This is a genomic window from Promicromonospora sp. MEB111 (genome assembly GCF_030209445.1).
GTDB lineage: Bacteria > Actinomycetota > Actinomycetes > Actinomycetales > Cellulomonadaceae > Promicromonospora.
This window is the reverse complement of record NZ_JARVSD010000008.1, coordinates 309,374-334,866: the sequence shown is the minus strand read 5'-3', so window position 1 is coordinate 334,866 and position 25,493 is coordinate 309,374. Positions and strand designations below refer to the sequence as shown.

The 25,493-nt window shown below is 72.9% G+C and carries 24 protein-coding genes; 5 read left to right on the top strand and 19 right to left on the bottom strand.

From position 1 onward, the window contains the following. Position 1 precedes the first annotated feature (1 nt). Both QRN56_RS10380 and QRN56_RS10375 read right to left on the bottom strand, forming a co-directional pair. Positions 2–1,633 (bottom strand): ATP-binding cassette domain-containing protein, encoded by a 1,632-nt coding sequence (locus tag QRN56_RS10380; protein WP_285102924.1) that lies wholly within the window; start codon positions 1,631–1,633, stop codon positions 2–4. A gap of 94 nt (positions 1,634–1,727) precedes the next feature. Continuing rightward, the gene (locus QRN56_RS10375; RefSeq protein ID WP_285102922.1) at positions 1,728–2,729 is read right to left on the bottom strand and encodes a trypsin-like serine peptidase; all 1,002 of its coding nucleotides are present in this window, start codon (positions 2,727–2,729) and stop codon (positions 1,728–1,730) included. Positions 2,730–2,904: 175 nt separating this feature from the next. On the opposite strand from QRN56_RS10375, the gene QRN56_RS10370 reads away from it, so the two are divergent. Beyond that, on the top strand, positions 2,905–3,303 hold the full coding sequence (locus QRN56_RS10370; RefSeq protein WP_285102921.1) for a DUF3054 domain-containing protein: 399 nt from the start codon (positions 2,905–2,907) through the stop codon (positions 3,301–3,303). On the opposite strand, the gene rdgB is transcribed toward QRN56_RS10370, so the two are convergent. Further along, positions 3,300–3,911 carry an RdgB/HAM1 family non-canonical purine NTP pyrophosphatase gene (gene rdgB, locus QRN56_RS10365; RefSeq protein WP_285102919.1) on the bottom strand — a complete coding sequence of 204 codons (612 nt, stop codon included), beginning with the start codon at positions 3,909–3,911 and terminating at the stop codon, positions 3,300–3,302. The genes QRN56_RS10370 and rdgB overlap by 4 nt on opposite strands. Beyond that, positions 3,908–4,663 carry a ribonuclease PH gene (gene rph, locus QRN56_RS10360; RefSeq protein ID WP_285102917.1) on the bottom strand — a complete coding sequence of 252 codons (756 nt, stop codon included), beginning with the start codon at positions 4,661–4,663 and terminating at the stop codon, positions 3,908–3,910. Before rph ends, rdgB begins: the two co-directional genes overlap by 4 nt. A 143-nt stretch (positions 4,664–4,806) precedes the next feature. On the opposite strand from rph, the gene murI reads away from it, so the two are divergent. Beyond that, a complete protein-coding gene (gene murI, locus QRN56_RS10355) occupies positions 4,807–5,610 on the top strand; it encodes a glutamate racemase (RefSeq protein ID WP_285102916.1) in 804 nt (267 codons plus the stop codon). Continuing rightward, entirely contained in the window at positions 5,610–6,437 is an 828-nt protein-coding gene (locus QRN56_RS10350; protein ID WP_285102915.1) for an MBL fold metallo-hydrolase, read from the top strand. Before murI ends, QRN56_RS10350 begins: the two co-directional genes overlap by 1 nt. Before the next feature lie 15 nt (positions 6,438–6,452). On the opposite strand, the gene QRN56_RS10345 is transcribed toward QRN56_RS10350, so the two are convergent. From QRN56_RS10345 to QRN56_RS10325, 5 genes are all read right to left on the bottom strand, one after another. Beyond that, positions 6,453–7,205 carry a DUF2017 family protein gene (locus QRN56_RS10345; RefSeq protein WP_285102914.1) on the bottom strand — a complete coding sequence of 251 codons (753 nt, stop codon included), beginning with the start codon at positions 7,203–7,205 and terminating at the stop codon, positions 6,453–6,455. Beyond that, positions 7,202–7,510: an ATP-dependent Clp protease adapter ClpS gene (clpS, locus tag QRN56_RS10340; protein WP_502928786.1), complete on the bottom strand. Its 309-nt coding sequence runs from the start codon at positions 7,508–7,510 to the stop codon at positions 7,202–7,204. The genes QRN56_RS10345 and clpS overlap by 4 nt, the downstream gene beginning before the upstream one ends. Positions 7,511–7,624: 114 nt before the next feature. Beyond that, positions 7,625–9,073, bottom strand: coding sequence for a nicotinate phosphoribosyltransferase (locus QRN56_RS10335; RefSeq protein ID WP_285102913.1), 1,449 nt, complete (start codon positions 9,071–9,073; stop codon positions 7,625–7,627). A gap of 92 nt (positions 9,074–9,165) precedes the next feature. Continuing rightward, positions 9,166–10,971, bottom strand: a complete 1,806-nt coding sequence (locus QRN56_RS10330; RefSeq protein WP_285102911.1) for a DEAD/DEAH box helicase — start codon at positions 10,969–10,971, stop codon at positions 9,166–9,168. Further along, entirely contained in the window at positions 10,968–11,270 is a 303-nt protein-coding gene (locus QRN56_RS10325) for a DUF3039 domain-containing protein (RefSeq protein WP_285102909.1), read from the bottom strand. The genes QRN56_RS10330 and QRN56_RS10325 overlap by 4 nt, the downstream gene beginning before the upstream one ends. Positions 11,271–11,395: 125 nt before the next feature. Between QRN56_RS10325 and QRN56_RS10320 the strand changes: the two genes are divergently transcribed. After that, positions 11,396–12,751, top strand: a complete 1,356-nt coding sequence (locus QRN56_RS10320; RefSeq protein ID WP_285102907.1) for an AAA family ATPase — start codon at positions 11,396–11,398, stop codon at positions 12,749–12,751. A 41-nt stretch (positions 12,752–12,792) separates the two neighbouring features. Here QRN56_RS10320 and nagB read toward each other — a convergent pair whose 3' ends face one another. The 6 genes from nagB to QRN56_RS10290 all read right to left on the bottom strand — a co-directional run bounded on the left by nagB (position 12,793) and on the right by QRN56_RS10290 (position 19,115). Then, positions 12,793–13,572, bottom strand: a complete 780-nt coding sequence (nagB, locus tag QRN56_RS10315) for a glucosamine-6-phosphate deaminase (RefSeq protein ID WP_285102905.1) — start codon at positions 13,570–13,572, stop codon at positions 12,793–12,795. After that, the gene (locus QRN56_RS10310; protein ID WP_285102904.1) at positions 13,572–14,573 is read right to left on the bottom strand and encodes an ROK family protein; all 1,002 of its coding nucleotides are present in this window, start codon (positions 14,571–14,573) and stop codon (positions 13,572–13,574) included. The genes nagB and QRN56_RS10310 overlap by 1 nt, the downstream gene beginning before the upstream one ends. Before the next feature lie 65 nt (positions 14,574–14,638). After that, the gene (locus QRN56_RS10305; protein ID WP_285102902.1) at positions 14,639–15,493 is read right to left on the bottom strand and encodes a carbohydrate ABC transporter permease; all 855 of its coding nucleotides are present in this window, start codon (positions 15,491–15,493) and stop codon (positions 14,639–14,641) included. Then, positions 15,490–16,440, bottom strand: a complete 951-nt coding sequence (locus QRN56_RS10300; RefSeq protein WP_285102900.1) for a carbohydrate ABC transporter permease — start codon at positions 16,438–16,440, stop codon at positions 15,490–15,492. Before QRN56_RS10300 ends, QRN56_RS10305 begins: the two co-directional genes overlap by 4 nt. A gap of 137 nt (positions 16,441–16,577) precedes the next feature. Continuing rightward, positions 16,578–17,870 (bottom strand): extracellular solute-binding protein, encoded by a 1,293-nt coding sequence (locus QRN56_RS10295; RefSeq protein ID WP_285102898.1) that lies wholly within the window; start codon positions 17,868–17,870, stop codon positions 16,578–16,580. A 90-nt stretch (positions 17,871–17,960) separates the two neighbouring features. Next, positions 17,961–19,115 carry an ROK family transcriptional regulator gene (locus QRN56_RS10290; protein WP_285102897.1) on the bottom strand — a complete coding sequence of 385 codons (1,155 nt, stop codon included), beginning with the start codon at positions 19,113–19,115 and terminating at the stop codon, positions 17,961–17,963. Between the two features lie 308 nt (positions 19,116–19,423). Between QRN56_RS10290 and QRN56_RS10285 the strand changes: the two genes are divergently transcribed. Next, positions 19,424–20,398, top strand: a complete 975-nt coding sequence (locus QRN56_RS10285) for a DUF4349 domain-containing protein (protein WP_285102895.1) — start codon at positions 19,424–19,426, stop codon at positions 20,396–20,398. 6 nt (positions 20,399–20,404) lie between these two features. Here the strand turns inward: QRN56_RS10285 and QRN56_RS10280 are convergent, their stop codons facing one another. The 4 genes from QRN56_RS10280 to QRN56_RS10265 are packed head-to-tail and all read right to left on the bottom strand — an operon-like array spanning position 20,405 to position 25,467. Further along, positions 20,405–20,809, bottom strand: a complete 405-nt coding sequence (locus QRN56_RS10280; protein ID WP_285102893.1) for a RidA family protein — start codon at positions 20,807–20,809, stop codon at positions 20,405–20,407. A 28-nt stretch (positions 20,810–20,837) separates the two neighbouring features. Beyond that, on the bottom strand, positions 20,838–22,043 hold the full coding sequence (locus QRN56_RS10275; RefSeq protein WP_285102891.1) for a type III PLP-dependent enzyme domain-containing protein: 1,206 nt from the start codon (positions 22,041–22,043) through the stop codon (positions 20,838–20,840). A 59-nt stretch (positions 22,044–22,102) separates the two neighbouring features. Next, the gene (locus QRN56_RS10270; protein WP_285102889.1) at positions 22,103–23,677 is read right to left on the bottom strand and encodes an N-acyl-D-amino-acid deacylase family protein; all 1,575 of its coding nucleotides are present in this window, start codon (positions 23,675–23,677) and stop codon (positions 22,103–22,105) included. Then, positions 23,674–25,467 carry a beta-N-acetylhexosaminidase gene (locus QRN56_RS10265; protein ID WP_285102887.1) on the bottom strand — a complete coding sequence of 598 codons (1,794 nt, stop codon included), beginning with the start codon at positions 25,465–25,467 and terminating at the stop codon, positions 23,674–23,676. Before QRN56_RS10265 ends, QRN56_RS10270 begins: the two co-directional genes overlap by 4 nt. Positions 25,468–25,493: the final 26 nt, after the last annotated feature.

Below are 25,493 nucleotides of genomic sequence, written 5' to 3'. Positions count from 1 at the left end.
GCTAGGACAGGTCCAGGACCGGCCAGTCCTCCAGGTCGGCCCGCATGCGCCGGTCGTGCGTCGCCACGACCACGGCGCAGGGCGTGACCTGGAGGGCCCGGGTCAGCTCGTCGACGAGGTCGATCGACAGGTGGTTCGTCGGCTCGTCGAGGAGCAGCAGGTGCGGTGCGTGCAGCAGCGCCCGCGCCAGCTCGAACCGGCGGCGCTGGCCCGCGGACAGCTCGGCCAGCGGCCGGTCCAGGTCCTCCTCGCTGAGCAGCCCGAGGCCCGCGACCGGCACCACGTGGTCGGGGTCCAGCTCGTTCGAGGCGAGCAGCCGCAGCGCCTCGTCGGCGTACGTCTCGAACCCGGTCCGCAGGCGCGCCTTCCCGGTGATGGGCGGGCTCTCCTGGCCCACGACGCCCATGCGGGCGCCCGGCGCGACCGTGCGGCTCCCCCGGTCCAGCTCGAGCGTGCCGGCGAGCGCCGCGAGCAGCGTCGACTTGCCGGTCCCGTTGGGCCCCACCACGAGCAGCCTGCCCGACGGCGGGATCGCGACCCGCGTACCGGGCAGGTCGAGCCGGGCGCCGTCGTCGTCCCCGACGCGCGGGGAGCGGACCTCCACGACCGGGCTGCCGGGATCCCAGCCCGGCGACATCGCGGGCAGGTCGGGGAAGCCCAGCTCGACGGGCGGGGCCGGCACCTCGATGGCCTCGGCCTCCAGCTTCTGGACCAGCCGGTCGGCGGCCTTGACGTGGATGCGGGCGCGGGTGGCGCGGCGGTGCTTCTGGGAGCCCTTGCCGGGGCGCCACTCGTCGGAGAGGCCCTCGTAGGACTCGTCGAGCCGCTCGGCCAGGGCCTCCGCCCGCTTGCGCTCGGCCCGGTAACGCTGCCGCCACCGGTGCAGCGCCTGGTTCTTGGCGAACCGGTAGGCCAGATAGCCCGGCTGCCCGTAGAGCACGGGCTTGCCGTCCCAGGACGGGTCGAGATCGAGGATGGCGGTGGCGACGTCGTCGAGCAGCTCGCGGTCGTGCGTCACGAGCACCACGCCGCCGCGCCACGCGACGAGCTCGCCCGTGAGGAACTCGATCGCGGAGTCGTCGAGGTGGTTGGTGGGCTCGTCGAGCAGCAGCAGGTCGGCGCGCTCCGCGAGGCGGCAGGCGAGCCGGACCCGGAACCGCTCCCCCACGCTGAGCTGGTCGAGCTGGCGGGCGGGGTCACGCGGGGCGCCCAGGCGCGTGAGGGCCACCTCGACGCGGCGGTCGGCGTCCCAGACCGCGAGGTGCTCCGCGAGGGAGAGCGTGCGTTCCAGCACCGCCAGGTCGCCGGAGCCGTGGTCGAACGCCGCCGCCGCGGCCTCCAGCTCGGCGGCGGCGGTGCGTAGGCCGTCGAGCGTCCCGGCGACCAGGTCGCCGATGGTCTGCCCCGGGGCGGGGTGCAGCTCCTGCTCGACCAGCGCGACGCTGCCCTGCCGGCGTACCTCGCCCGACCTGGGCAGCAGGTCGCCTGCCAGCAGGTGCAGCAGGGTGGACTTGCCCGAGCCGTTCTCGCCGACGACGCCGAGCCGCGTTCCCGGCGACACCGAGAAGGACACCCCGTCCATGACGGGCCGCCCGGGGTAGGCGAAACCGAGGTCCTGGGCGACGAGGTGCATCCGCCCAGCCTACGGGGACCCCGCCGGGGCCCGAAGTCGAGCGGGCCCGCGGCACCGGGGTGAGGAGCCGCGGGCCCTGGAAGGGCGCGACGCGTCAGAGCGACGCGGCCGAGCTGTACAGCGTCTGTGCGACGTCGCCCAGGTACGGGCCGAACATGTAGTTGCGCATGCTGCCGCCCCGGTACTTGAACGAGTTCACCGAGTTGAGCACGCCCACGCCGGTGGACTCGGAGTAGTTGACGAACCAGGGGCCGCCGGACGAGCCACCGGTCAGGTTGCAGTCCAGACCCTGGTCGGAGCTGCCGCCGAACGTGTCCTGCACGACGGTGCCGTGGCACCACGCGATGTCCGAGCCGTCGTACGGGTTGGCCGCCGGGTACCCGAACGAGTACATGTACTGGCCGCGGGCCTGGTTGAAGCCGATCGCCTGGCCGCCCACGACATCGGTCAGATGGGCGCCGTCGAGCGTGTTGAGCACCGCGAACGCGACGTCGTAGTCGAAGTCGCCGCTGTTCTGCCACTGCGTGGTGGTGGTGAGCTGGCGTGCGGTGAACGTCCCGTAGGGCCGGGCGCCGTCGTCATAGGCGGGGACGAACGCCCAGTTCGTGGCGAACGCCCCGGGGCCCTCGTTGACGCAGTGGCCGGCGGTGAGCACGACGTCCTTGTTCCCGGAGCTCACGGCGCTGCCCGAGCAGACGTAGTTCACGCCGCCGAGCGTGAAGAACACCTTGCCGGTGGTGTCGACCACCTCACCGCCACCCGAGTAGTAGCCGCCCACGAACGCCGCGGACGGGGCCGGCTTGGCGGCGGCCTGCGGGACGACGGTCGGGCTGCCCACCGCCACGGCGTCGCCGGCCGAGGACTTGTCCTTGCCTGCCACCAGCACGTCCGCGGGCACGGCGTCGCGCATCCGCTGCGGGGTCCAGTAGTCGGTCACCCTGTCCTGGGCCGCCCGGGTGGTCGCCGCACTGTGTACCGCGATGTCGCCGGTGGCCTCGCTGGCCTGCGACGGTGCACCGAACGCGACGGCCACGCTGCCGCCGAGTGCCAGGGCGGCCAGACCACCGAGCAGGGTGCGGGAGAGGTTGCTGCGCATGCTGCCTCCTTGATCACGCTCGCCGCCGGAGTGGCGGCCGTGTGATCCTCCGGCCTGGGTGATTCGGCCGCAAGAGGCGCTTATGTCCGGGATGTAAATTTTCTCCGGGACACCCGCCTGACAGGGTTCGGGGTACCGAACACGGGCGGCGTCGCCGGCGGACTACCCTCGACCCGTGAGCACCACTGCCCCCGCCTCCCGCACCTCGCCGTTCTGGCCCGCCCTCGTGGCCGACGCCGTCGCGGTCCTCGTCTTCACGGTCGTCGGCATCGCGTCGCACGACGGGTCGCTGGTCGCCGCCCTGGGCCGCGTGGTGTGGCCCTTCGCGCTGGCCGCCGCCATCGGCTGGGCCGTGAGCCGCGCCTGGCGCGACCCGGCCCGCGTCTGGCCCACCGGCGTGATCATCTGGGCCGTCACCGTGCTCGGCGGCCTGGCGCTGCGCGGCCTCGCCGGCGGCGGGCTGGCATGGTCGTTCGCCCTGGTCACCGCGATCTTCCTGGCGATCACGATGCTCGGCTGGCGCGGCCTGGTGGCGGGGATCCGCCGCGGCCAGGCCCGCGCGGCGGCGAGCTAGGCGCCCAGCACCTCGACGACCACCGGCGCCAGCGCCCGGAACGCCTTGCCGCGGTGGGAGATCGCGTTCTTCTCGTCCGCGGACAGCTCCGCGGCGGTCCGTACCTCGTCCACGACCAGGATCGGGTCGTAGCCGAACCCGTTGGTCCCCCGCGGCGCCGTGGCGAGCACGCCGCGCATCTCGCCGAGCCGCACCTCCTCGCGCCCGTCGGGCGTGACCAGCGCGGCGGCGCACACGAAGCCGGCCTGGCGGTGCTCGGTGCGCACGTCGCCGAGCTGGCCGAGCAGCAGCTCCAGGTTGGCGAGGTCGTCGCCGTGCTTGCCGGCCCAGCGGGCCGAGAAGATGCCGGGCGCCCCGCCGAGCACGTCCACGGCCAGGCCCGAGTCGTCGGCGACGGCGGGCAGGCCGGTCGCCGCGCACACGGCGCGCGCCTTGATGAGGGCGTTCTCGGCGAACGTCACGCCGTCCTCCACGGGTTCCGGCGCGCCGACCTCGCCCGAGGTGACCAGCTCGCCGTCGGGCAGGTCGAGGCCGGCCGCGGCGAGGATCACGCGCAGCTCGACGACCTTCTTGGCGTTGTGCGTGGCGAGGACGATCCGCGCGGTCACGCGAGCTCCTGCCCGAGGGCGTCCTGCTGGATCCTGGCGAGCTCGGCCGTGCCGCCCACCGCGAGGTCGAGCAGGGCGTCGAGCTCGGCGCGGTCGAACGGCGCGTGCTCCGCGGTGCCCTGCACCTCGATGAACTTGCCGCCGCCCGTGACCACCACGTTCATGTCCGTCTCGGCGCGCACGTCCTCGACGTAGGGCAGGTCGAGCATCGGGGTGCCGTCGATGATGCCCACCGAGACGGCGGCGACCGAGTCGGAGAGCACCTGCTTGCCGCCCTTGATGTGCCCGTGCCGGCGGCCCCACGCGATGGCGTCGGCGAGGGCCACGTACGCGCCGGTGATCGCGGCGGTGCGGGTGCCGCCGTCGGCCTGGAGCACGTCGCAGTCCAGCACGATGGAGTTCTCCCCCAGCGCGCTCATGTCGACGACGGCGCGCAGCGAGCGGCCGATCAGGCGCGAGATCTCGTGCGTGCGCCCGCCGATCTTGCCCTTCACGGACTCACGCTGGCTGCGCTCGTTGGTGGCGCGCGGCAGCATCGCGTACTCGGCGGTGACCCAGCCCTCGCCCGAGCCCTTGCGCCAGCGCGGCACACCCTCGGTGAACGAGGCGACGCACAGCACGCGCGTGCGCCCGAACTCCACGAGCACCGAACCCTCGGCCTCGTCGAGCCATCCCCGGGTGATCTTCACGGGGCGGAGCTGGTCGGTGGCGCGCCCGTCGGCGCGCACGATCTGGTCGGTGCTGGAGGTCATGCGCCCAGCCTAGGTGGTGCGGGCGGCGATCATTTCGCCGTGCGGAAAGCAACCCGCTGACCTGCCGGAACGTGTCGCGCGTCACGCACTGGGCGTGGCGCCGGTAACGGTTCCGACACGATGTCGTCGCTAGGCTTCACCCCGTGAACGACGCGCCCATCGGGATCTTCGACTCCGGCCTCGGCGGCCTCACGGTCGCGCGCGCCATCCTCGACCAGCTACCCAACGAGCAGGTCCGCTACCTCGGCGACACCGCCAACAGCCCGTACGGCCCCAAGCCGATCGCCGCCGTGCGCGCCATGGCGCTGGACGCCATGGACCGGCTCGTGGCGGACGGCGTGAAGATGCTGGTCATCGCATGCAACACGGCGTCGTCGGCCATGATGCGCGACGCGCGCGAGCGGTACGAGCAGCGCCACGGCATCCCCGTGGTCGAGGTCATCCTGCCCGCGGCCCGGGCCGCGGTGACCGCCACCCGGACGGGCCGGATCGGCGTCATCGGCACGCGCACCACGGTGCAGTCGCGCGCGTACGACGACGCCTTCCACGTGACCCCCGGACTGACGATCACGAGCCAGGCCTGCCCCGAGTTCGTGCGCTTCGTCGAGGAGGGCCGCACGTCGGGCCCGGAGGTGCAGAAGTTCGCGCACGAGTACCTCGACCCGGTCAAGGCGGCCGGCGTCGACACGCTCGTGCTGGGCTGCACGCACTACCCGCTGCTCGCGGGCGCCATCTCCTACGTCATGGGCGAGGACGTCACGCTGGTCTCCAGCGCCGACGAGACCGCCAAGGACGTGTACCGCACCCTCGTGGCGCACGACCTGGAGCGCTCGCCCGACGCCGGCGCCCCGGTGCACCGGTTCCTGACCACCGGCGACCCGGCGCCCTTCGGGCAGCTCGCCAGCCGGTTCCTCGGCCCCGAGGTGTCCCTCGTGGAGGCCGTCTGATGCGCCTCATCCCCCTGGGGGTCTCCGGCTCGTTCCCCGGCCCCGCGACGCCCGCGTCGTCGTACCTGGTGCAGGTCACCGCGGCGGAGTCGGCCGCGGCCGGCCACGAGGCGCGCGACTGGAACGTCCTGCTCGACCTCGGCAACGGCGCGTTCGGCGCCCTGCAGCAGCACGTCGACCCCCACGCGCTCGACGCGGTGTCGATCTCGCACCTGCACCCCGACCACTGCGCGGACCTCGCGGGGCTCTACGTCTACCTGCGCTACCACCCCGAGCACGGGTCGCTGCGGGCCGGGCGCCGGGACAAGCCGCTGCCGGTCTACGGGCCGTCGACCGCGGAGCGGCACGTCGCCCTGTCCTACGGGCTGAGCGACGGCGAGTCCATGGAGAACGACTTCGACTTCCGGTCGTGGGCCGAGCACAAGCTGGTGGAGGTCGGGCCGCTCACCATCGAGCCGTACCGCGTCTACCACCCGGTCGAGACGTACGGCGTGCGGGTCACCGGCCCGTCGGCGTCCGGCGGCACGACGACGCTCGCCTACACGGGCGACACCGACGCCTGCACCTCCGTGGTCGAGCTCGCGCGCGACGCCGACCTGCTGCTCAGCGAGGCGGCTTTCCTGGAGGGGCGCGACGACGCCGTGGAGCGCGGGATCCATCTCACGGGGCACCGCGCCGGACAGGTCGCGACCGAGGCCGGCGCCCGCCGGCTGCTGCTCACGCACCTGCCCGTGTGGAACGACCCGGAGGACTCCCTGGCCGAGGCCCGCCGCTCCTACGCGGGCCCGGTGGAGATCGCGAAGCCGGGCACCGTCTACGAGCTCTGACCGGGCGCGCGGCCGCTAGGCCAGCGGCCGCCGTCCGCGCAGCTCCGCGAGCATCACGTCCATGAGGGTCTCCTGGGCATAGCCCGCCGCGACGAACACCCCGGACCAGAACCGGCGGGCGGCCCGCCCGTCGGTGGCCACGGGGATCTCGCGGCCGGCCTGCCGGTCCCACATGATCTCGTCGGTGAGCTGCATGACCTGGTCGTCGGTCTTCAGGCCGAGCCGCTCGGCGATCACCAGCCGCACGTCCGTGAGCGCCCCGGCGAACTGCTCGGCGTCCTCGCGCGGCACGCGCACCGGCGGCGGCGCGCCGTGCCGGCCCAGCGGCTCGGGGGCGTCCTCGCCCGACGGCAGGTCGAGCAGCGCAGCGAACGCCTCGAGCCGGTCCACCTTGGCCTGGGCCACGTCGTTCTGCGTGAGCCGGCGGAACTCGTCGGCGATGTCCGCGTCGTCCTTGCTCGCGTCCGGCAGGAGCCGCTGCGCCGCGGGGTCCGTGGGCACGCGCCCCACGCCGGTCACCCCCGTGAGCCGGGCCAGGTCGGCGTCGGTCAGCTCGTCCGGCGCGAGGAGGCCGTTGGCCCAGGCCTGCCCCTTGCCCGGCGCGTGGTGGGACGACGGCCCCGGGTCGTCGCCGTCGGCGAACAGGTCCAGGCCCGCCTCCTCGCGAAGCATCGCGGAGACGTCACGGGCCACCTTGGCGAGGACGACGCGCTCCACCGGTTCGAACCGAGCCTCGTAACCCCGCCGCATGGCGCGGAACGGTGTCATGCGGCTCCCCGCGCGCCCGACTCCTGCAGCGTCGCCCACAACCCGTACCCGTGCATCGCTTGCACATCCACCTCCATGCGCTCGCGCCCACCACTGGACACGACTGCGCGACCGTTCTTGTGCACCTGCGTCATGAGCCGCTCCGCCTTGGCGCGTGGGTACCCGAAGTAGCTCTCGAACACGTACGTCACGTAGGACATGAGGTTCACCGGGTCGTTCCAGACGATCGTCACCCACGGGTCGGCGATCCCGGAGGCGAGCGCCTCCTCGGTGTCCTCCTCGACGGCCGTCCCGGCTGACCCCAGGGGCACGAGCAGCGGCAGCGGGGAAGTTGTCACAGGTCTCACTCTAGGCTGTTTCGTCCCTGGACTGGACACCCCTGTCAGAGATTCCCACCAAGTTGTCGCCGGGCTGTGACCTCAGTCGCGAAGGTCGTCGAGCCGGAGGTCCACGGTCGGGATCGCCGGGTCGCCCTTGGACAGCCGGCGGGCGCCGCGCGGCAGCTCGGCGCGCACCATGCCGTGGTTGATCGCCGCGTTCGCGACGCCGTACGGACCCACCCAGCGCGAGTCGACGGCGCCGTCCACGACCAGCGGGGCGAGCAGCGGCCGGAGGTCGTCGCTCTGGGGCGTCCACTCCGCCACCGCGGTGTCCGGACCGGTCACCATGATCTCCTCGACGGCGTACCCGTCGCGGCCGTAGCGCCGCGCTGCGGCCTTGCGCCCACCCACCGACGCCTTGTTGGCCGACGCCTTGGCCACCGGCTGCAGCACGCCCGACGCGTCGGCGCGTGCCACCAGCTTGTAGACCATGCCGCAGGTCGGCGCACCCGACCCCGTCACCAGAGACGTCCCGACGCCGTACACGTCCACCGGGGCCGCGGCCAGCGACGCGATCGCGTACTCGTCGAGGTCGGAGGTGACCACGATCTTGGTGTCCCGCGCGCCGAGCGAGTCGAGCTGACGGCGGACCTCCCCCGCCAGTCCCCCGAGGTCGCCCGAGTCGAGCCGCACCGCGCCCAGCCCGGTCCCCGCCACCTCGACGGCGGTCGCCACGCCCTGCTTCACGTCGTAGGTGTCGACCAGCAGCGTGGTGCCCGGGCCCAGCGAGGCGACCTGCGACGCGAAGGCCTCCCGCTCGTTGTCGTGCAGCAGCGTGAAGGCGTGCGCCGCCGTACCGATGGTGTCGAGCCCGTACCTCATCCCGGCCTCGAGGTTGGACGTGCCGGCGAAACCACCGATGACGGCGGCCCGGGCCGCCGCCACGGCGGCCTGCTCGCTCGCCCGGCGGGAACCCATCTCCAGGACGGGCCGGCTCCCGGCCGCGCTCGTCATGCGGGAGGCCGCCGAAGCCACCGCCGAGTCGTAGTTCAGGATCGACAGGATCAGGGTCTCCAGCAGCACGGCCTCGGCGAACGACCCCTCGACCTGCAGCACGGGCGAGCCGGGGAAGAACACCTCGCCCTCGACGTAACCCTGGATGGTCCCGGTGAAACGGTAGTTCGCGAGGTAGTCGAGCGTCCGGCGGTCCACCACGCCGTTCTGCTCGAGGTAGGCCAGCTCGGCGTCCTCGAAGACGAAGTGTGGCAGCGCTTCCAGGACACGACCGGTGCCCGCCAGGACGCCGTAGCGCCGGCCCGCGGGCAGGCGCCGCGTGAACACCTCGAACACGCAGTGCCGGTGGGCGGTGCCGTCGGCGAGCGCCGCCTGGAGCATGGTGAGCTCGTAGCGGTCGGTCAGCAGGGCGACCGACGGGCGGACCGCCGGAAGGGGTGCTGCGGGAAGCGGCCGCGGTTCACCGACACCGTTGTCGAGCGCAGGCCACGAGTCTGTGAGCGGAGCGCCGATGCTCCGAAGCTCGTCGGTCATGCACTCACGGTAGGCCAGAGAACTGGCCTGGGCCGGGCGAATACGGCCAGGACGGCCTCTTGTCTCACCATGCGGATCTTCTCGCTCCCGTCCTACTTCTGACCGACGAACCAGCGCCGGACCTGGGCCACGCGTGCCTCGAGCTGGTCGGCGGTCGCCAGGGGTACCTCGGGCCCGCCGCACTTGCGGCGCAGCTCGGTGTGGACCACGCCGTGCGGCTGCCCGCTGCGCTTGGCCCACGCGGAGACGAGCTTGGACAGCTCCTTGCGCAGCTCGCCCGCGCGACGGTGCTCCTGCTCGGACCGTTCGTTCTCCACCTCGCGCGCGGTGGGGGCACCGCCGCGCGCCTTGAGGTGGTCGGCCTGGCGCTGTCGCAGCAGCGTCGCCACCTGGTCGGGCTCCAGGAGCCCGGGCAGGCCGAGGAAGTCCTGCTCCTCCGCGGAGCCGAGGTCGGCACTCGTGCCGAACTCGCCGCCGTCGAACAGGACGCGGTCGAACGAGGCCTGGGCCTCCAGCGCCTGGAACGAGCCCAGCAGCTCGCTCGACGCCTTCTCCTCCTTGTTGGCCTCCGCGATCAGCGCGGCCTCCGGGTCGTACTCGATGCCCTGCTCCTCGGCCGTGCGCGGCCGGTCGAGCGCGTGGTCGCGCTCCTGCTCCATCGAGTTCGCCAGGTTCAGCAGGGGCGCGACGCTCGGCAGGAAGATCGACGCCGTCTCGCCGCGCTTGCGGGCGCGCACGAACCGGCCGATCGCCTGGGCGAAGAACAGCGGTGTCGAGGCGCTGGTGGCATACACGCCGACGGCGAGGCGTGGCACGTCCACGCCCTCCGACACCATGCGCACCGCCACCATCCAGCGGTCCTCGCCCTGTGCGTACTCCTCGATGCGCCCGGAGGCACCCTCGTCGTCCGAGAGGACCACGACGGGGCGCTTGCCGGTGATCTCCTGGAGGTGCGTGGCGTAGGCGCGCGCGTTGTCCTGGTCGGTCGCGATGACCAGGCCCCCGGCGTCGGGCACCGTGCGGCGCACCTCGGTGAGGCGCTTGTCCGCCGCCGCGAGCACCGACGGGATCCACTGCCCCTCGGGGTCCAGCGCGGTGCGCCACGCCTGCCCGGTCATGTCCTTGGTCATGGCCTCGCCGAGGCGGGCGCTGACCTCGTCGCCCATCTTGGTGCGCCAGCGCATGTCGCCGGCGTAGGACAGGAAGAGCACGGGCCGGACGACGTGGTCGCGCAGCGCCTCGCCGTAGCCGTACGTGTAGTCGGCCTTGGAGCGGCGGATGCCCTCGCGGTCGGCCTCGTACTGGACGAACGGGATGGCGGACGTGTCGCTGCGGAACGGGGTGCCGGTGAGCGCCAGGCGGCGCTCGGCGCCCTCGAACGCCTCGCGGACGGCGTCACCCCAGCTGAGGGCGTCACCGCCGTGGTGCACCTCGTCGAGGATCACGAGGGTGCGCGCCGCCTCCGTGCGGGCACGGTGCAGAGCCGGCTTGGCCGCCACCTGCGCGTAGGTGAGCGCGACGCCGTCGTAGTGCGAGCCGTGCCGGCCCTGCGAGTTCTTGAAGGCCGGGTCGATGCGGATGCCGACGCGCGCGGCGGCGTCGGCCCACTGGGTCTTCAGGTGCTCGGTGGGGGCCACGACGGTGACCCGCCGGACGATGCCCTGCTCGAGGAGCTCGGTGGCGATACGGAGCGCGAACGTCGTCTTGCCCGCGCCCGGGGTGGCGACGGCCAGGAAGTCCCGCGGGTTCGTCACGCGGTACTGCTCCAGGGCCTCCGCCTGCCAGGCGCGCAGACTCGACGCCGTACCCCAGGGGGCACGGCGTGGAAAGGCAGGGCTGAGCGACGAAGCGGCCGCAGACGACGGTGTGTGGGGCAGCTGCTGCGGCTGGCTCGTCACTTGGTGGAGTCGCCCTCGCCGCCGTCCTGCGGATCGCGGAGACCGTCGTAGATCTCCTTGCACCGGGGACACACCGGGAACTTGCCCGGATCACGACCCGGGACCCAGACCTTGCCACAGAGCGCGATCACGGGCTTGCCGCTCATGGCGGACTGCATGATCTTCTCCTTGCGCACATAGTGCGCAAAACGCTCGTGGTCTCCCGGCTCCGTCTCCTCCCGGGTCTCCTCGCGCTCGAGGACGCTCGTACCGCCCTGTGTCACGGGCTCGTCCTGCGGGTTGGAGAGTGGTTCGGTCATACCGACAAGTCTACGCGGGACCACCGACACCGACGCCGTCGGCACGCCCCCGCGACCACCGTTCCGGACAACCGTGCGCGGAATTCCTTGCGGTCGTGTCGGTGACGACGGATATAACTGTCCGCATGTCACATCCCCGCCCTGAGAGGAGCCTCACCCTGCCCGAGACCTACGCGATCCCCCGCGGCGCGCCCGAACCCGTCTGGCCCGACTTCGGTGACCACGACGAGGCCGCCCGTCGCGCCGTCGCCGCCGTCGCGGCGATGCTCGGCCGCCCCGTCCCGGAGCGCCCCAAGGAGCCCCGCTCGTCGAGCGAGTGGCTGGCCCTCCGGTGGGACGTCGACGAGAGCACGCTCGTCAACGTCTCCCGCGACATGTCGCGCACCCTGCAGCGGCTGCACGCCTACGCGCTCCAGCGCTGGGTGGACCGGCACCCCGACGACGTCGCCGTGTTCGGCCCCGGCGGGGCACCGCAGCGTGCGGCGCTCGACCTCGGCGACGGCACCTCGGTGAGCGTGCCCGCCGTCGCCACGGTGCTGTTCCCGGCCGGGTCCGCCTACGACACGGCCGTCGCCGTCGAGGTGGCCTACCGCTACGGGACGCCCATGATCACCGCCTTCACGCCGCCGGGCGGGCTGGCGCTCGCCGAGCGCGTGCTCGCGGACCTCACCCGCACGCTGGAGGCGGACCACCCCTACCGGGGCGGCGTGCTGTCGGCGCGGTCCGGGAACGGCACCGTCGAGCTGACCCCGGTCCGGCACACCGTCCAGGTGCGCGACGACGTGGTGCTGCCCGCCGAGCTGTGGCGCGAGGTGGACCTGTTCTGCTCCAGCGTGACCACGCGCCGCGAGGCGCTGCGAGCCCTGGGCCACACCACCTCGCGCGGCCTGCTGCTGGCCGGCCGGCCCGGTGTCGGCAAGACGAAGCTCACGCGGGTCATCGCCACGGAGTTGGCCGGTCCGCTCACGGTCGTGCTGGTCACGGCCGAGGTGCTGCGCACGTGGATGACCGAGCTGTACGAGGAGATCCGCGGCCTCGGGCCGTGCCTCGTGGTGCTGGAGGAGATCGACTCGGTCGCCTCCAAGGGTTCGCGCGGCGACACCTCGTTCGCCGAGTTCCTCGACGCCCTGGACGGCACCCGCAGCTCGGACGACGTGCTGACCCTCGCCACCACGAACGACCCGGACGCGCTGGACCCGGCCGTGAAGCGCCCGGGGCGGTTCGACACGATCATCGAGGTGCCGCCGCCGGACCAGGCGGGGCGCACGGAGATCCTGCGGCTCTTCCTGCCGCCGGACGCTCCCGTCGACGTGGACCTGGTCGCGTCCTACCTGGACGGGGCCACGGGCGCCGACCTGCGCGAGGTGGCCCGCCGCTCCATCCTGGAGCACGGCCCCGACGGCCTCACGACCAGCCGGGTCGCCGACGTGGCGACGTCCGGCCGGTGGAAGCCCGCGCCGGTCGCGGGCAACTACCTCTGACGTGTCGGGCGCTCAGGTCACCCTGAGCGTCCGGCACGTGGCTACAGGCCCTGCCAGTCGGGCTTGTCCGCGTAGGTCTGCCGGTAGTAGTCGCCGAGCTGCAGGCGGGAGGCCGCCGCGTCGTCGACCAGCACGGTCGCGTGCGGGTGCAGCTGCATGATCGTCGCGGGCCACATCGCCGAGACCGGGCCTTCCACGAGCTGGTGCACCGCCTCGGCCTTGGCCCGCCCCGTGGCCAGCAGCACCAGGTGCCGCGCCGCCATGATCGTGGCCAGCCCCTGCGTCAGGCAGTGCCGCGGCACCAGGTCGACCGACCCGCCGAAGAACCGGGCGTTGTCCTCCCGGGTCTGCTTCGTCAGGGTCTTGATCCGGGTGCGGGAGGCGAGCGAGGAACCCGGCTCGTTGAACGCGATGTGCCCGTCCGTGCCGATCCCCAGGATCTGCAGGTCCACTCCCCCGGCATCCGTGATCGCCTGCTCGTAGGCGGCGCACGCCGCGGGCAGGTCCTCCGCGAGGCCGTCGGGACCCTGCACCGCACCAGGGACGAAGTCGACCCGTGACGCGATCTCCTTCTCGATCACGTTGCGGTACCGCTCGGGGTGGTCGGCGCTCAGACCGACGTACTCGTCGAGCATGAAGGCCCGGGCCCGCGCGAACGAGAGCCCCTCCTTGTGCCGGGTGGCCAGCTCGTCGTACACCGCCAGCGGCGACGACCCCGTGGCCAGCCCCAGCACCGCCTCCGGGTTGCCCCGCAGCAGACCTTCCACGGCGTCCGCCGCCAGCCTCGCCAGCTCCGCCGCCGGCGCGATCACGACCTCCATCAGTTCCTCCTCCCCAGCACCGCGGCGCCCACCGCCGCGACCGGAACGTGCGTCGGCGCCAGCCTGACCCGGTCCGCGAGCTTGAGCGACCCGAGGAACGACGACACCTTGGCCTGCTCGCGCAGCGCGTCCTGCACCGCGTCCAGCAGCTCGGTGCCGAGCAGCGCCACGCCGCCGCCGAGCACGACGTGCCGCACGTCGGTGGCCAGGACCAGCAGACGCACGGCGGACGCCGTCGCGGACGCGAACCGGTCCTTGACCGCGATCGCCTCCTCGTCGCCGGCGCGTGCCGCCTCGAACAGCTCCACCGGGGCGGGCTTGCCGTACCGCGACGGCCAGGCCGCCTCCAGCGCCTTGCCCGACGCGAACCGCTCCAGGCAGCCGCGCTGGCCGCACGGGCACTCCGGTCCGAGCGGGTCCACCGGGATGTGCCCGATCTCGCCGGCCGCGCCGCTCGCGCCCCGGCGCAGCTCGCCGTCCAGCACCAGGCCGGACGCGAGTCCTGTGCCCAGCGCGAGGAACGCGAGGTCCTCGTGCTCCGGCGCCCCGCCGTCCTGGCCCTCCGAGCGCTCCAGCACGTGCGCGGCGCCGACGGCGGCCACGTTGAGGTCGTTCTCGACCACCACCGGCACCCCGCCCAGGGCCAGGGAGAGCAGGTCGGCGAGCGGCAGCTCGTCGTCGTGCACCCCCAGGTTGACCGCGTGCTTCACGGTGCCGGACACGTGGTCCACGATGCCGGGGATACCCAGCCCGACGCCGACCACCGACGCGAGCTCCACCCCGCCGGACTCCACCACGTCCCGCACCGCCTGCGCCGCGCCGGCGACCAGGCCCTCGGCGCCGTGCACCGTGGACCGGCGCACCGTGGCGACCACCTCGCCCGCCGGATCGAGGAGCGCACCGAGGATCTTGGTGCCGCCGATGTCGAGGCCGACCGTGTACTCGGACGCGCGCCCGGTCACCGACCGGGCACCACCCTCCCGCTTGCCGACCTTTCCCATCCCGACCTTTCGCTTGCTCGACCTACCCGTGGAACTGCCGCTTCCGGACTTCCGCCTACCGCCCATCAGCCCTTCACCGCGCCGGAGACCAGCCCGCCGGTCATCCGGCCCTGCACGATCAGGAAGAAGATCACCGCGGGGATGGCGATGAGCACCGACGCGGCCATCACCGCACCCCAGTTGGTGGCCTGCGTGGCCTGCACGAACGTCCGCAGCCAGAGCGGAAGGGTCATCGAGTCGGGCCGCTGCATGATCACCAGCGCCATGACGAACTCGTTCCACGCCTGGATGAAGGCGAACACGCCGGTGGCCACCAGGCCGGGTGCGAGCAGCGGGAACGTGACCCGCCAGAACGCGCCCACCCGGGAGCACCCGTCGATCATCGCAGCCTCCTCCAGCTCCTTGGGTACACCGTTCACGAATCCGCGCAGCGTCCAGACGGTGAACGGCAGCACGCCGGCGGCGTAGACGATGGTCAGGCCGATGATCGTGTTCAGGAGCTGCCAGCCGTCGATGATCCGGAACATCGAGATGATCATCGCCTCTCCCGGGATCATCTGGACGACGAGGATCAGCACGATGAACGTCCGGCGGCCCTTGAACTGGAACCGGGTGAGGGCCAGCGCCGCGACGAAGCCCACGACCAGGGTGATGACGAGGGTCAGGAACGTGACACCGACGGAGTTCGCCACGGCCGGCGGGAAGGGGGCCCGCACCTGGCCGAACATCGCCGAGCGGTAGTTGTCCAGGGTGAACACGTCCGGCGTCGGGAAGAACGCCAGGTTCTCACCGCGGATCCGGTTGTTCGGCAGGAACGACGTACTGACCATCCAGTACACGGGGAACGCCGACAGGGCGAAGACGATCACGGCGATGACGCCGTACCCGGTGTCGGCCAGGCGCTTGCGGATCTTGATCACTGCTCGTCCTCCCGCAGCGTGCGCCGCACGTAGGGATAGGCGATGGCCAGCATGACGGCGACGAAGACGACGCCGATGGCGCTCGCCAGGCCGTAGTGCCCCTGGGCCATGCCCATCTGGTAGATGTAGACGCCGATGGTGTTGGTCAGCTCGCGGTCGCCGCCGATGTCCTGCAGCACGAACACCTGGGTGAACAGCTTCAGGTCCCAGATCATCGACAGGACCACGAGCACCGTGATGATGCTGCGCACGTAGGGCACCTGGATGAGCCGGAAGCGCTGGAACGCGCTCGCGCCGTCGAGCTGCGCCGCCTCCATGACCTCCTCCGGGACCTGCGTCAGGCCCGCGTACAGCGTGAACGCGACGAACGGCACCGCGCCCCACACGACGATGCAGGTGAGGATCGTGAAGAACGACAACGGGTTGAGCAGCCAGGAGTAGCCGAACCACCGGTCACCGGTGATCGCCGTGAGCAGGTTGTTCACTACGCCGTACTGCGTGTCGAAGATCCAGCCCCACACGGTGGTCGCGGCCAGCGACGGCATCGCCCAGGCCAGCAGCAGGCCCACCGACACCAGGAGCCGCAGGGCCTTGCCGACGCGCATCATCAACAAGGCGACGAGCATGCCGATCACCATCGTGATCACCACGAGGACGACCATGAGCACGAAGCTGCGCAGCAGGACGGTCCAGAAGCCGTCGACGTCGGTGAGGATCGTCGCGTAGTTGTCGAACCCGACCCACTCGGCGGGCAGGCCCATGAGCTGGGCGCGCTCGTACTCCTGGAACGACATCACGACGAGGCGGACGACGGGGTATCCCGTCAGCACGCCGAGCAGGATCATCGTGGCCGAGAGCATCAGCCAGGGCAGGTAGGGGGTCCGGTTCTTCTGCCGGATCTCTTGGTGGGACGGCGCCACCGGTGGGTCGAGAAGTGTGGAGCTCATGTCCTGTCTTCCTGCGAGGCGCACGACAGCCGCGCTCCGCGAAGGAGCGGCCGAAGGCGTCAGACGGGCAGTGGTGTCCCGTCCCGCCCGGGATCCTGAGGTCACCGGGCGGGACGGGAAATCGTGCTGACCAGGGATCAGCTGTTGAGGATCGCCTCGATGTCCGCGTCCAGCTTCTCGGCCACCGTCTTCACGTCATCGCCGGCGGCGATCCGCGAGAAGGCGGTCTGCAGCAGGCTCTGGGACTCGACGTCGGCCCACTTCGGGGAGGCCGGCGTGAGCTTGGCGTTCGCGGCGGCCTCGGCGGCGGCCTTGCCGATCGAGGTCGACTGGTCGACCTTCTCGAAGAGCGAGGTCTTGGCCGGGAACAGGCCGATCCCCGCGAGGATCGACTGGTACTCGTCGCTGAGCAGGATCTCGTAGGCGCTCATCGCGAGGTCGGGGCGGGCCGACTTCTGCGCGATGGCGATGTTGGAGCCGCCGGCGAACACCTGCGCGGCGCCGCCGTCCTTGCCCGGCAGGGCGAGGCCCTGGAGGTCAGAGCCGTAGGTGGAGGCGCAGCCGGGCACGCCGTCCGGGTCCTCGGGCTTCTCGGGCGCGTTGATGGACCACTGGATCCAGCTCGGTGCCGACAGGAAGGCGACCTTGCCCTCGCAGAACGGCACCTGCAGGTCGGTCTCCTGCGCGTCGGACGGGGCGTTGTTGCCCTTGGTCATGATCGTCTGGATCTGCTCCAGGCCGGCGAGACCACCCTCGGAGGAGAAGCCGGCGTCCCACGTGCCGTCCTCGGCCTGCTCGGCGACGTAGCCGCCGTTCTCCCAGATGAAGGGCAGCGCGTTGTACCAGTCCTGACCGGGCCAGTACACGCCCGACAGGTCGTCGGTCTTCAGGTCGACGGCCGTCTCGACGTACTCGTCCAGCGTGGTCGGCACGGGGGTGTCGCCCAGGACCTGCTCGGAGTAGAAGACCACGCGCGAGCCCGAGTAGTACGGCAGGGCGTAGTGCTTGCCCTCCCAGTCGCCGGCCTCGACGAAGCCCGGGAGCAGGTCGGCGCCGCCCAGGTTCTCGAACTCGTCCGCGGTGATCTCGCGGAAGTAGCCCGCCGAGGTGAACGCGGCGGCCTGCGTGTTGCCGATCTCGACCACGTCGGGGGCGTCCGAGCCGGCCAGCGCCGTCGTGTACTTGTCGACCAGGCCGTCCCAGGCCTGCTCCTCGATCGTGAGGGTGCTGCCGGGGTTCGCCTCCTCGAAGGTCTTCTTGAGGTAGTCGCGCGCCTCCGGGGGCGTGTCGGTACCGACGAGCCAGACCCGGACCTCTCCGGGGCCGGTCTCCTCGGGGGCGGCAGCACCGCCGGCGTTACCGCAGGCGCTGAGCGCGAGCGTCAGGGTGATCGCCGACGCCGCAGCGCCGACGAGACGGTTCTTGTTCACGTGTGGGTTCCTCCCGGGATACGACCGTGTGTCGCGGAACAAAGGGAAAGCTCGATGGGATGCCCACCGCCCACGCGTGCGCACTGATGCTCACGAGACCCCCAGCTGGGCGGAAAGCACGAGGACGGCGGCACCCGCCAGCACCACGTCCTCGTCGAGTGCGGCCATCCGCAGCTGCAGGCCCGTGTTGATGGCCGGCATGGTCCGCTGTCGGATGGTGTCCAGCGCAGCCTCGCGCAGGGGGCCGTCGAGCAGGTCGCGCGGACCGCTCAGCAGCACCTCCGTGAGGTTGAGCGCGCTGACGACCGGGGCGAGGGTCACGCCCAGCACCCGGCCGGCCGACGCCAGGGCGGCGTCGGAATCTTCTGGGCTCTTGTCCGCGACCGCGCGCCGCAGCGCCGGGACGGAGAGCACCGTCTCGAGGCAGCCCACGCGGCCGCACGCGCACGGCTCGCCGTCGTCGACCACGGTGACGTGGCCGATCTCGCCGGCGGCGTCGTGCTGGCCGTGCACCCGCACGCCGTCGACCACCACGCCCGCGCCGACACCCGCGCCCAGGGTGACCACCAGCATGCTGCCGGTCGCCCCGCCGTAGGTGAACTCGCCGAGCGCCGCGGTGTTGGCGTCGTTCGCGACGTGCACGGGCAGGCCCAGGCGCTCGCCCAGGATCGCCGCCAGCGGCACGTCGTACCAGCCGCGGTTGGGAGCCTCGACGACGCGCCCGTCCAGGTCGATGATGCCGGGCGAGCCGACGCCGACGCCGATCACCGGGTGGCTGGCCGCCGCGACGAGCCGCCGGACGAACCGGGTGAGCAGATCGACCAGCTCGTCGCCCGTGCGCCCGTCGATGTCGAGCTGACGGCGCACCATGATCTCGCCGGTGAGGCTGAGCACGGCGCCGCGCATGTGGCCGTGCTCCGTGAGGTCGACCGCCACGATCTGGTAGGCGTCCGTGCGCAGGCCCACCAGGATCGCGGGCTTGCCCACGCGCTGGCCGGGCCGCGTGCCGAGCTCCTCGACCAGGCCCTCGGTGATGAGCACCGAGACCAGGTCGGAGATCGTGACGCGGGTGAGCGAGGTGGCTCGTGCGAGGTCGGCCCGGGAGGTGGGCCCCTCGTGGAAGAGGTGCTGCAGCACCAGGGACCTGTTGTGCGCCCTGGCGTGCTCGGGGAGCACCTTGGACGTCGCGCGCAGCCGTGCCCCGAGCCCTCGCCCGGTACCGCTGCGTTCTGTCGCCGTCGCCATGTTTGTTAGTAGACCTCCTTAACAGAGTCCCTGTCCATTGCCCGGTATGACCCGTAACAAGACTGTTACTTGGGTCACGCTGCTCCTGGCAGGGGACATGCCCTGTTCGACGTGGACGGATTACTTCACGTGCCTGACGAAAGCGAGCCTGCCGTAAGCGGGCGAGAGGAGCACGGCGTGACCGGAACGTGATCAAGAACCGTGCAAAACCAATGAAAAATCGGGTCACCAGGGCCACAAGTTCACAAAGGGATCACAGTTCTCAGGTGAGGCGGGTTCCGACACCGTCGGGCTCCTACGCTCGTCCCATGATGCGCAACCGGTCTGCCCTGGGGGACGCGGGCCCACCCGCGCGCCGACTCGTCCACGCACTTCTGGCAACAGTCGTCGGGGGCGCGCTCGCCGTGTCCCTGGCAGCATGTTCGGGCGGCGGAGCAGGGGACTCCAGCGGATCCGAGGCGGCGACCGACGGCGGCGCCGCACGCAGCGAGATGGCGGCGCCCGACACCGCGGCCGACGGGGCCGCCGGTGCCATCGGCGTCGCCGAGGCCCGCGAGGAGGCCGTCGACCGCGAGCTCATCACCACCGGCAACGCGACCCTCGTGGTGGACGACCCGTTCGACGCGGCCGAGCAGATCGCCGACCTGGTCGAGGAGGCCGGCGGCCGCGTCGAGGCCCGGGACGAGCGTGCCGAGACCGACGACGAGCTGGGCAGCGCGTCGATGACGCTCCGCATCCCCGCCGACCGCGTTTCGGCCACCCTCGACGCCCTCGACGAGCTCGGCGACGTGCGCGACCGGCACGTCGAGACGGTGGACGTGACCGGCACCGCGCAGGACCTCGACGCCCGCATCGAGGCGCTCCGCACCTCGACCGACCGGCTGCGCGAGCTCATGGCCGGCGCCGACCGCACCGCCGACCTCATCGAGATCGAGGCCGAGCTCGCGACCCGTCAGGCCGAGCTGGACTCGCGGGTGTCCGAGCGGAACCGGCTCTCGGACGAGGTGGCGATGTCCACCCTGCACGTCGAGATCGTCGCGGAGGGCACGCCGGCGGCGCAGGCCCGGCCCGGCGGGTTCCTCGGCGGCCTGTCCGCGGGGTGGAGCGCCCTGGTGAGCACGTTCAACGTGGTGGTCCTCGTGCTCGGCGCGATCACGCCGTGGCTCGTGCTGGCCGGCCTGGTGCTGCTGGTGGTGGTCGGCGTGCGCCGGCAGGTGGCCAGGAGCCGCGACGGCGGCCCGGCCTCCCCCACACCGGATCCGGAGCCCGCCCCCGCGGAGTAGTCCGGGTCAGTCGGTGACCGCGAGCGCGTCGATCTCGACGAGCATCTCCTCGCGCGGGAGCCCCGTGAACACGGTGGTGCGACTCGGCAGCACGCCGCCGGGGCAGTGCTTGGTCACGAACTCGCCGTAGGCCTCGTTCATGATCGCGAAGTCCTCACGCTTGGTGAGGTAGACCCGCAGCATCACGACGTCGTCGAACGTCGCGCCGCCGGCCTCGACGATCGCCCGGACGTTCTCGAGCGTGCGGGTGGTCTGGGCGGCCACGTCGCCCAGGTGCACGTACTCGTTCGTCGCCGGGTCCATGGGGCCCTGGCCCGAGACCTGCACGAACGGTCCCTTGCGCACGCCCTGGTGGAAGGTGTGCGCGGGCGCCGGGGCGCCCGGGGTCGAGATGGCGGTCTTCGCGGTCATCGGTGTCTCCTTGTGGTTCGGTGTTCGGTCAGAAGCTCAGCGTGACCTGCTCGGCGACCTCGTCGCCGCGGGTCACCAGGGCGGTGCGGTACTTGTCGAGCGTGGTGCACGGGTGCGAGATGCCGAACCCGACCACGTCGCCGGGCCGGAGCGCGCCGTCCGCGGCCTCGTCGAGGGACAGGTAGGCGTGCTGGTCGTTGAGCGCGGTCACGGCCACGCCGGACAGCTCGCGGGCGTCGCCGATCCGGCCGTCGGCGCCGGCCGGGCGCACCACGAGCGGCGTCGGCAGGTCGATGTCGAACGAGACGTCGCGGCGCCCCATCCCGCAGATGACCAGCCCGGGCTCGGGGGCGGACAGCACCGAGGCCCAGACCGTGATCGCGGGGCGCAGCGGCTCGGCGCCCAGGCGGGTCCACGGGTCGGTGCGCAGGTAGTGGCCGTGGTCGTGGGTCACGTAGGCGCCGGACCGGAGCACGATGCGGGTGGGCACCTGCCCGCCGTCCGCGGCGGTGAGCGGCTCCCCGAGGCGCCGCGTCACGACGTCGGCGAAGGCGCTGCCGCCCGCGCTCAGCACCACGGGCCCGTCGACGAGGTCCGCGACCTGCGCCCCGGCCTCCCGCAGCCCGTCGCACCACCGGCCGACGGCGGCGAGCTCCTCGTCGCTGGTGCCGCCTGCGACGGGTCCCTCGTAGCCGGCGACGCCGACCAGGCGCAGCCCGGCGTCGTGCACCCGGCCCGCGAGCGCCGCGACGTCGGCCACGGTGCGCGCGCCGGTGCGGCCGCCCGGGACGCCGAGCTCCACGAGCACACCGAGCCGCGCCGCGACCTGCGGGGCGGCGCCCGCGAACCCGGCGGCGAGCAGGTCGACGCCGCGCGCGGAGTCGACGTAGACCCAGACCTCGTCCGCGGTGCCGTCACCCAGGGCGGTGCGCAGCCAGGCGATCTCGCGGGGGTCCACGAGCTCGTTCGCCAGGAACGCCCGGCGCCCGGCGCCGGGGATGCCCCAGCCGAGCGCCGTGCGGAGCTGCGCGGGCGTGGCCACGGTGGCGCCCCACGCCCCGGCGGCGACCTGCCGTTCCCAGATCTGGCGGGACATGTGGGTCTTGACGTGCGGTGCGTGCTCCACGCCCGCGGCGGCGAAGGCGCCCGCGACGGTGGCGATGTTGTGGTCCAGCGCCGGCTCGTCGAGCGTCAGCAGGGGCCAGGAGAACCGGGGGTCGTCGATGCGCAGCACGCCCCCATCTTGCCGTGCGGGTCGGTGTGCCGACGAAACGGTCCGTTTGTCGGGCGTTACTACCCCGATGCGGGCCGCAGGCCGTGCCCCGGGGTCTCTCCCGTGAGGGCTCCGTTCGCCAGGACGGGGATCCCGGCCACCAGCACGTCCTCGATGCCCGTGGCCGGCGTGCGCGGCAGCTCGTACGTCGCCTCGTCCTGGACCCGGCCCGGGTCCACGAGCACGAGGTCCGCCACGGCACCGGGCACGAGCCGGCCGCGGCCCGCGAGGCCGAACCGCCGGGCCGCCCGGGCCGACAGGTGCTCGGCCGCGTCCCACCAGCTCCACGCGCCGCGGCGCACGTGCTCGTCGAGGAACCGCGCGAAGGCGCCCCAGCCGCGGGGGTGCGGCCGGCCGCCCCGGTAGATCGCGTCGGACCCGGCGAGGTGGCCCTCGTACCCGGCGAGCGTGCGGACCGACTCGGGCGAGTTGGTGGGCGGCTGCGCGAACACGCAGCTCGCGCGCAGCGCGGTGGTCGTGAGGATCTCGACCACCGTGTCGGGGGCCGAGCGCCCGAGCCGGGCCGCGACGTCGGGCAGGGTCATGCCCTCGGCCCACTCCATGCCGGGCACGGACGCGAAGGTGATCCGCGGCCAGAGGTCGCTCAGGCCGGCGAAGTGCTCGCTCAGGCGTCCGGCGATGGCGGGGTCGCGGAGGGCGGCGACGGTCGCGGCGGCGTCGGCCACGGGGAGCCACGTGGGCAGTGAGACCATCGACAGGATGGAGCAGCCGCGCAGGTAGGGGTAGGAGTCGTAGGTCAGGTCGTGGCCCGCGGCGCGTGCCGCCCCGATGCGGTCCAGCAGGTCGCCGGCGGGACCGTGCAGGTGCGACACGTGGGTGGCGACGCCGGACGCGCGGGCGATCCGCAGCAGCTCGTCGAGCCCGGCGACGCCCTTGTCCTCGTAGCCGCGCATGTGGCTGACGTGCGGCAGCCCGCGTGCGGCGACCACCTTCGCAAGAGCGACCAGCTCGCGCTCGTCGGCGTAGGCGGCGGGCACGTACTCGAGGCCCGTCGACAGGCCGCAGGCGCCGTCGTCGAGGGCCTGCTCCAGCAGGTCCGTCATGGCCGCGATCTCGTCGTCCGACGCCGGTCGCTGCGCCGCCCCCAGCACCCGGTACCGGATGGTGCCGTGGGGCGCGAGGTAGGCGACGTTCACCGGGACCGTGCGGTGGTAGGTCGTCAGGAGGTCGCCCACGGACCCGCCCGCGAACACGGGGTGGTCGCCGTCGATCGCGGCGAAGTACGTGCTCGCCCACGCGTAGGTGGCGGGGTCGGACGGCGCGAAGGACACGCCGTCCTGGCCGGTCACGATCGTCGTGATGCCCTGGCGGAGCATGGCGAGCTGCACGTCCGGCTCGAAGACGGCCGCCTCGGCGTGCGTGTGCGCGTCCACGAACCCGGGCAGGGCGACGCGACCGTGCGCGTCGAGGGTCGGTGCCTCCGGCCCCGCGACGTCCGGCACGGCGAGGTCCCGCGCGCCCGCGCGGGCGATCGCCGCGATCCGGCCCCGCACGACGTGCAGGTCCAGGGGTTCGGACAGGGTCCCGTCGGGCTGGGGCAGGCGGGCCCCACGGACCTGGACGGTGCCGGTCACGTGTCGCGCTCCGGGGCCGGGTCGTCCACCGGGCTCCGCTCCGGCAGGTTCTCGACGCCGCCGTCCTCCCGCCAGCCGCCGAGCCCGGCCCAGCCGCCGACGGCGGTCTCGGCCGCGAGGTCCCGCGGGTAGCCCTGGACGCCGGGCCGGGTCTGCCAGGGGTGCGGCCCGGCGAGCGGCCGGTACTCGACGCCGTACGCGTCGAGGCGCGGCAGGTGGTTCCGCTCCAGCCGGTCCAGGAACTCCTTCGACGCCGCCGAGCCCGGCTCCCGGTCGCCGCGCGGCGACCAGGCGACCTCGGCGAACGCGGCCAGCCGCGGGTAGGTCGCGTAGTCGACGCGGCGCGCGCTGTCGAGGTGCTCGGTCCACACCTGGGCCTGCGCGCCGAGCAGCCGCCCGGTCCGGCCGCCGGCCGGCTGCGCCTCGACCAGCTCCGCCGGGAGCGGGTCGAAGGCGTAGACGTCCTCGATCGTGCGCAGGAAGCCGACCGGGATGGGTTCCGCCGGGTGGTCGCCGGCCCGGTGGTCCAGGTAGACGGCCTGCTCGGGCGCCATGACGACGTCGTGCCCCGCGGCGAGCGCGGCGGCGCCCTGGGCATACCCGCGCCAGGAGGTGACGATCACGTCGTGCGGGAGCATCGGCGAGACGGCCTCGTCCCAGACGACGGCACGGCGGCCCGCGGCGGACACGTGCTCGGCCAGCCGGGCGACGAACCAGCCGTGCAGCCGGCTGACGTCCACGGCGCCGTCCGGCCCGAACAGGCCCAGCGCCCGGGCGCGCTCGACGATCTGCGGCGACTCGCGCCAGAGCGTCGGCGGCACCTCGTCCCCGCCGAGGCCGATCCAGGGCGCGTCGAACACGTCCAGCACCTCGTCCAGCACGTGCCGGAAGAACGCGAGCGAACCCTCGGACGGGTCGAGCACGTCCTGGCTGATGCCCCACGTGGTGCGCACGCCGCTGCGGTCCTTGCGCGTGCCGAGCTCGGGATAGGCGGCGACGGCGGCCTCGACGTGGCCGGGCACGTCGATCTCGGGCACCACGGTGATCCCGCGGTCGCGGGCGTAGGCCACGATCTCGCGCAGGTCGTCCTGCGTGTAGAAGCCGCCGTGCGGACGTCCGTCGCGGGAGCCCGTGCGCCAGGTGCCGACGGTGGACTCGCGCCGCCACGCCCCGGTGCGCGTCAGCTCCGGGTACCGGTCGATCTGCACGCGCCAGCCCTGGTCGTCCGTGAGGTGGAGCTGCAGCACGTTGAGCCGATGGGCGGCGGCGAGGTCGACGAACCGCAGCACGTCGTGCTTGGGCAGGAAGTGGCGGGCCACGTCGAGCAGCACGCCGCGCCAGGCGAACCGCGGGTGGTCCTCGATCCGCACGACCGGGAGCATGGGTGCCGGGGTACCCCCGGACGGTCCCCGGTAGTCCGCGGGCGCCCGGCGGAAGGCGGCCGGGCCGGCGAGCTGGCGCAGGGTCTGCGTTGCGGCATGGGCACCGGCGAGGTCCGCGGCCTCGACGTGCACCGTCCCGGGTGCCGCGGGGTTCGCGCGCACCTCGATCCGGTAGCCCCCGTCAGGCAGGTCGGACGCGAGAGCGAGGACGACGTCGGCGGGCCCGTCGGTCACCGGCACGAGGTCGATCCCGAAGGCCTCCTCGGTGACCCGGCGCCACCTGCGCGCGGCGGGCCGCAGGGCCGGGTCGGTCAGGACCCGCGCGCCGTCACGGAGCGGCACCGAACCTCCCGGCACCTGCGTCGACGCAGGCAGGGGAACAAGGCCAGGATCTCCGGGCTGGTGCACGCCGGACACCCTAGCGCGGCGTCCCG

Bases quoted from the DNA above. Each gene is read 5' to 3' on its own strand.
- QRN56_RS10380 (WP_285102924.1), bottom strand. From the start codon at position 1,633: ATGCACCTCGTCGCCCAGGACCTCGGTTTCGCCTACCCCGGGCGGCCC.
- QRN56_RS10375 (WP_285102922.1), bottom strand. From the start codon at position 2,729: ATGCGCAGCAACCTCTCCCGCACCCTGCTCGGTGGTCTGGCCGCCCTG.
- rph (WP_285102917.1), bottom strand. From the start codon at position 4,663: ATGACCTCCAGCACCGACCAGATCGTGCGCGCCGACGGGCGCGCCACC.
- QRN56_RS10350 (WP_285102915.1), top strand. From the start codon at position 5,610: ATGCGCCTCATCCCCCTGGGGGTCTCCGGCTCGTTCCCCGGCCCCGCG.
- QRN56_RS10345 (WP_285102914.1), bottom strand. From the start codon at position 7,205: ATGACACCGTTCCGCGCCATGCGGCGGGGTTACGAGGCTCGGTTCGAA.
- QRN56_RS10335 (WP_285102913.1), bottom strand. From the start codon at position 9,073: ATGACCGACGAGCTTCGGAGCATCGGCGCTCCGCTCACAGACTCGTGG.
- QRN56_RS10325 (WP_285102909.1), bottom strand. From the start codon at position 11,270: ATGACCGAACCACTCTCCAACCCGCAGGACGAGCCCGTGACACAGGGC.
- QRN56_RS10320 (WP_285102907.1), top strand. From the start codon at position 11,396: ATGTCACATCCCCGCCCTGAGAGGAGCCTCACCCTGCCCGAGACCTAC.
- nagB (WP_285102905.1), bottom strand. From the start codon at position 13,572: ATGGAGGTCGTGATCGCGCCGGCGGCGGAGCTGGCGAGGCTGGCGGCG.
- QRN56_RS10310 (WP_285102904.1), bottom strand. From the start codon at position 14,573: ATGGGAAAGGTCGGCAAGCGGGAGGGTGGTGCCCGGTCGGTGACCGGG.
- QRN56_RS10300 (WP_285102900.1), bottom strand. From the start codon at position 16,440: ATGAGCTCCACACTTCTCGACCCACCGGTGGCGCCGTCCCACCAAGAG.
- QRN56_RS10290 (WP_285102897.1), bottom strand. From the start codon at position 19,115: ATGGCGACGGCGACAGAACGCAGCGGTACCGGGCGAGGGCTCGGGGCA.
- QRN56_RS10285 (WP_285102895.1), top strand. From the start codon at position 19,424: ATGATGCGCAACCGGTCTGCCCTGGGGGACGCGGGCCCACCCGCGCGC.
- QRN56_RS10280 (WP_285102893.1), bottom strand. From the start codon at position 20,809: ATGACCGCGAAGACCGCCATCTCGACCCCGGGCGCCCCGGCGCCCGCG.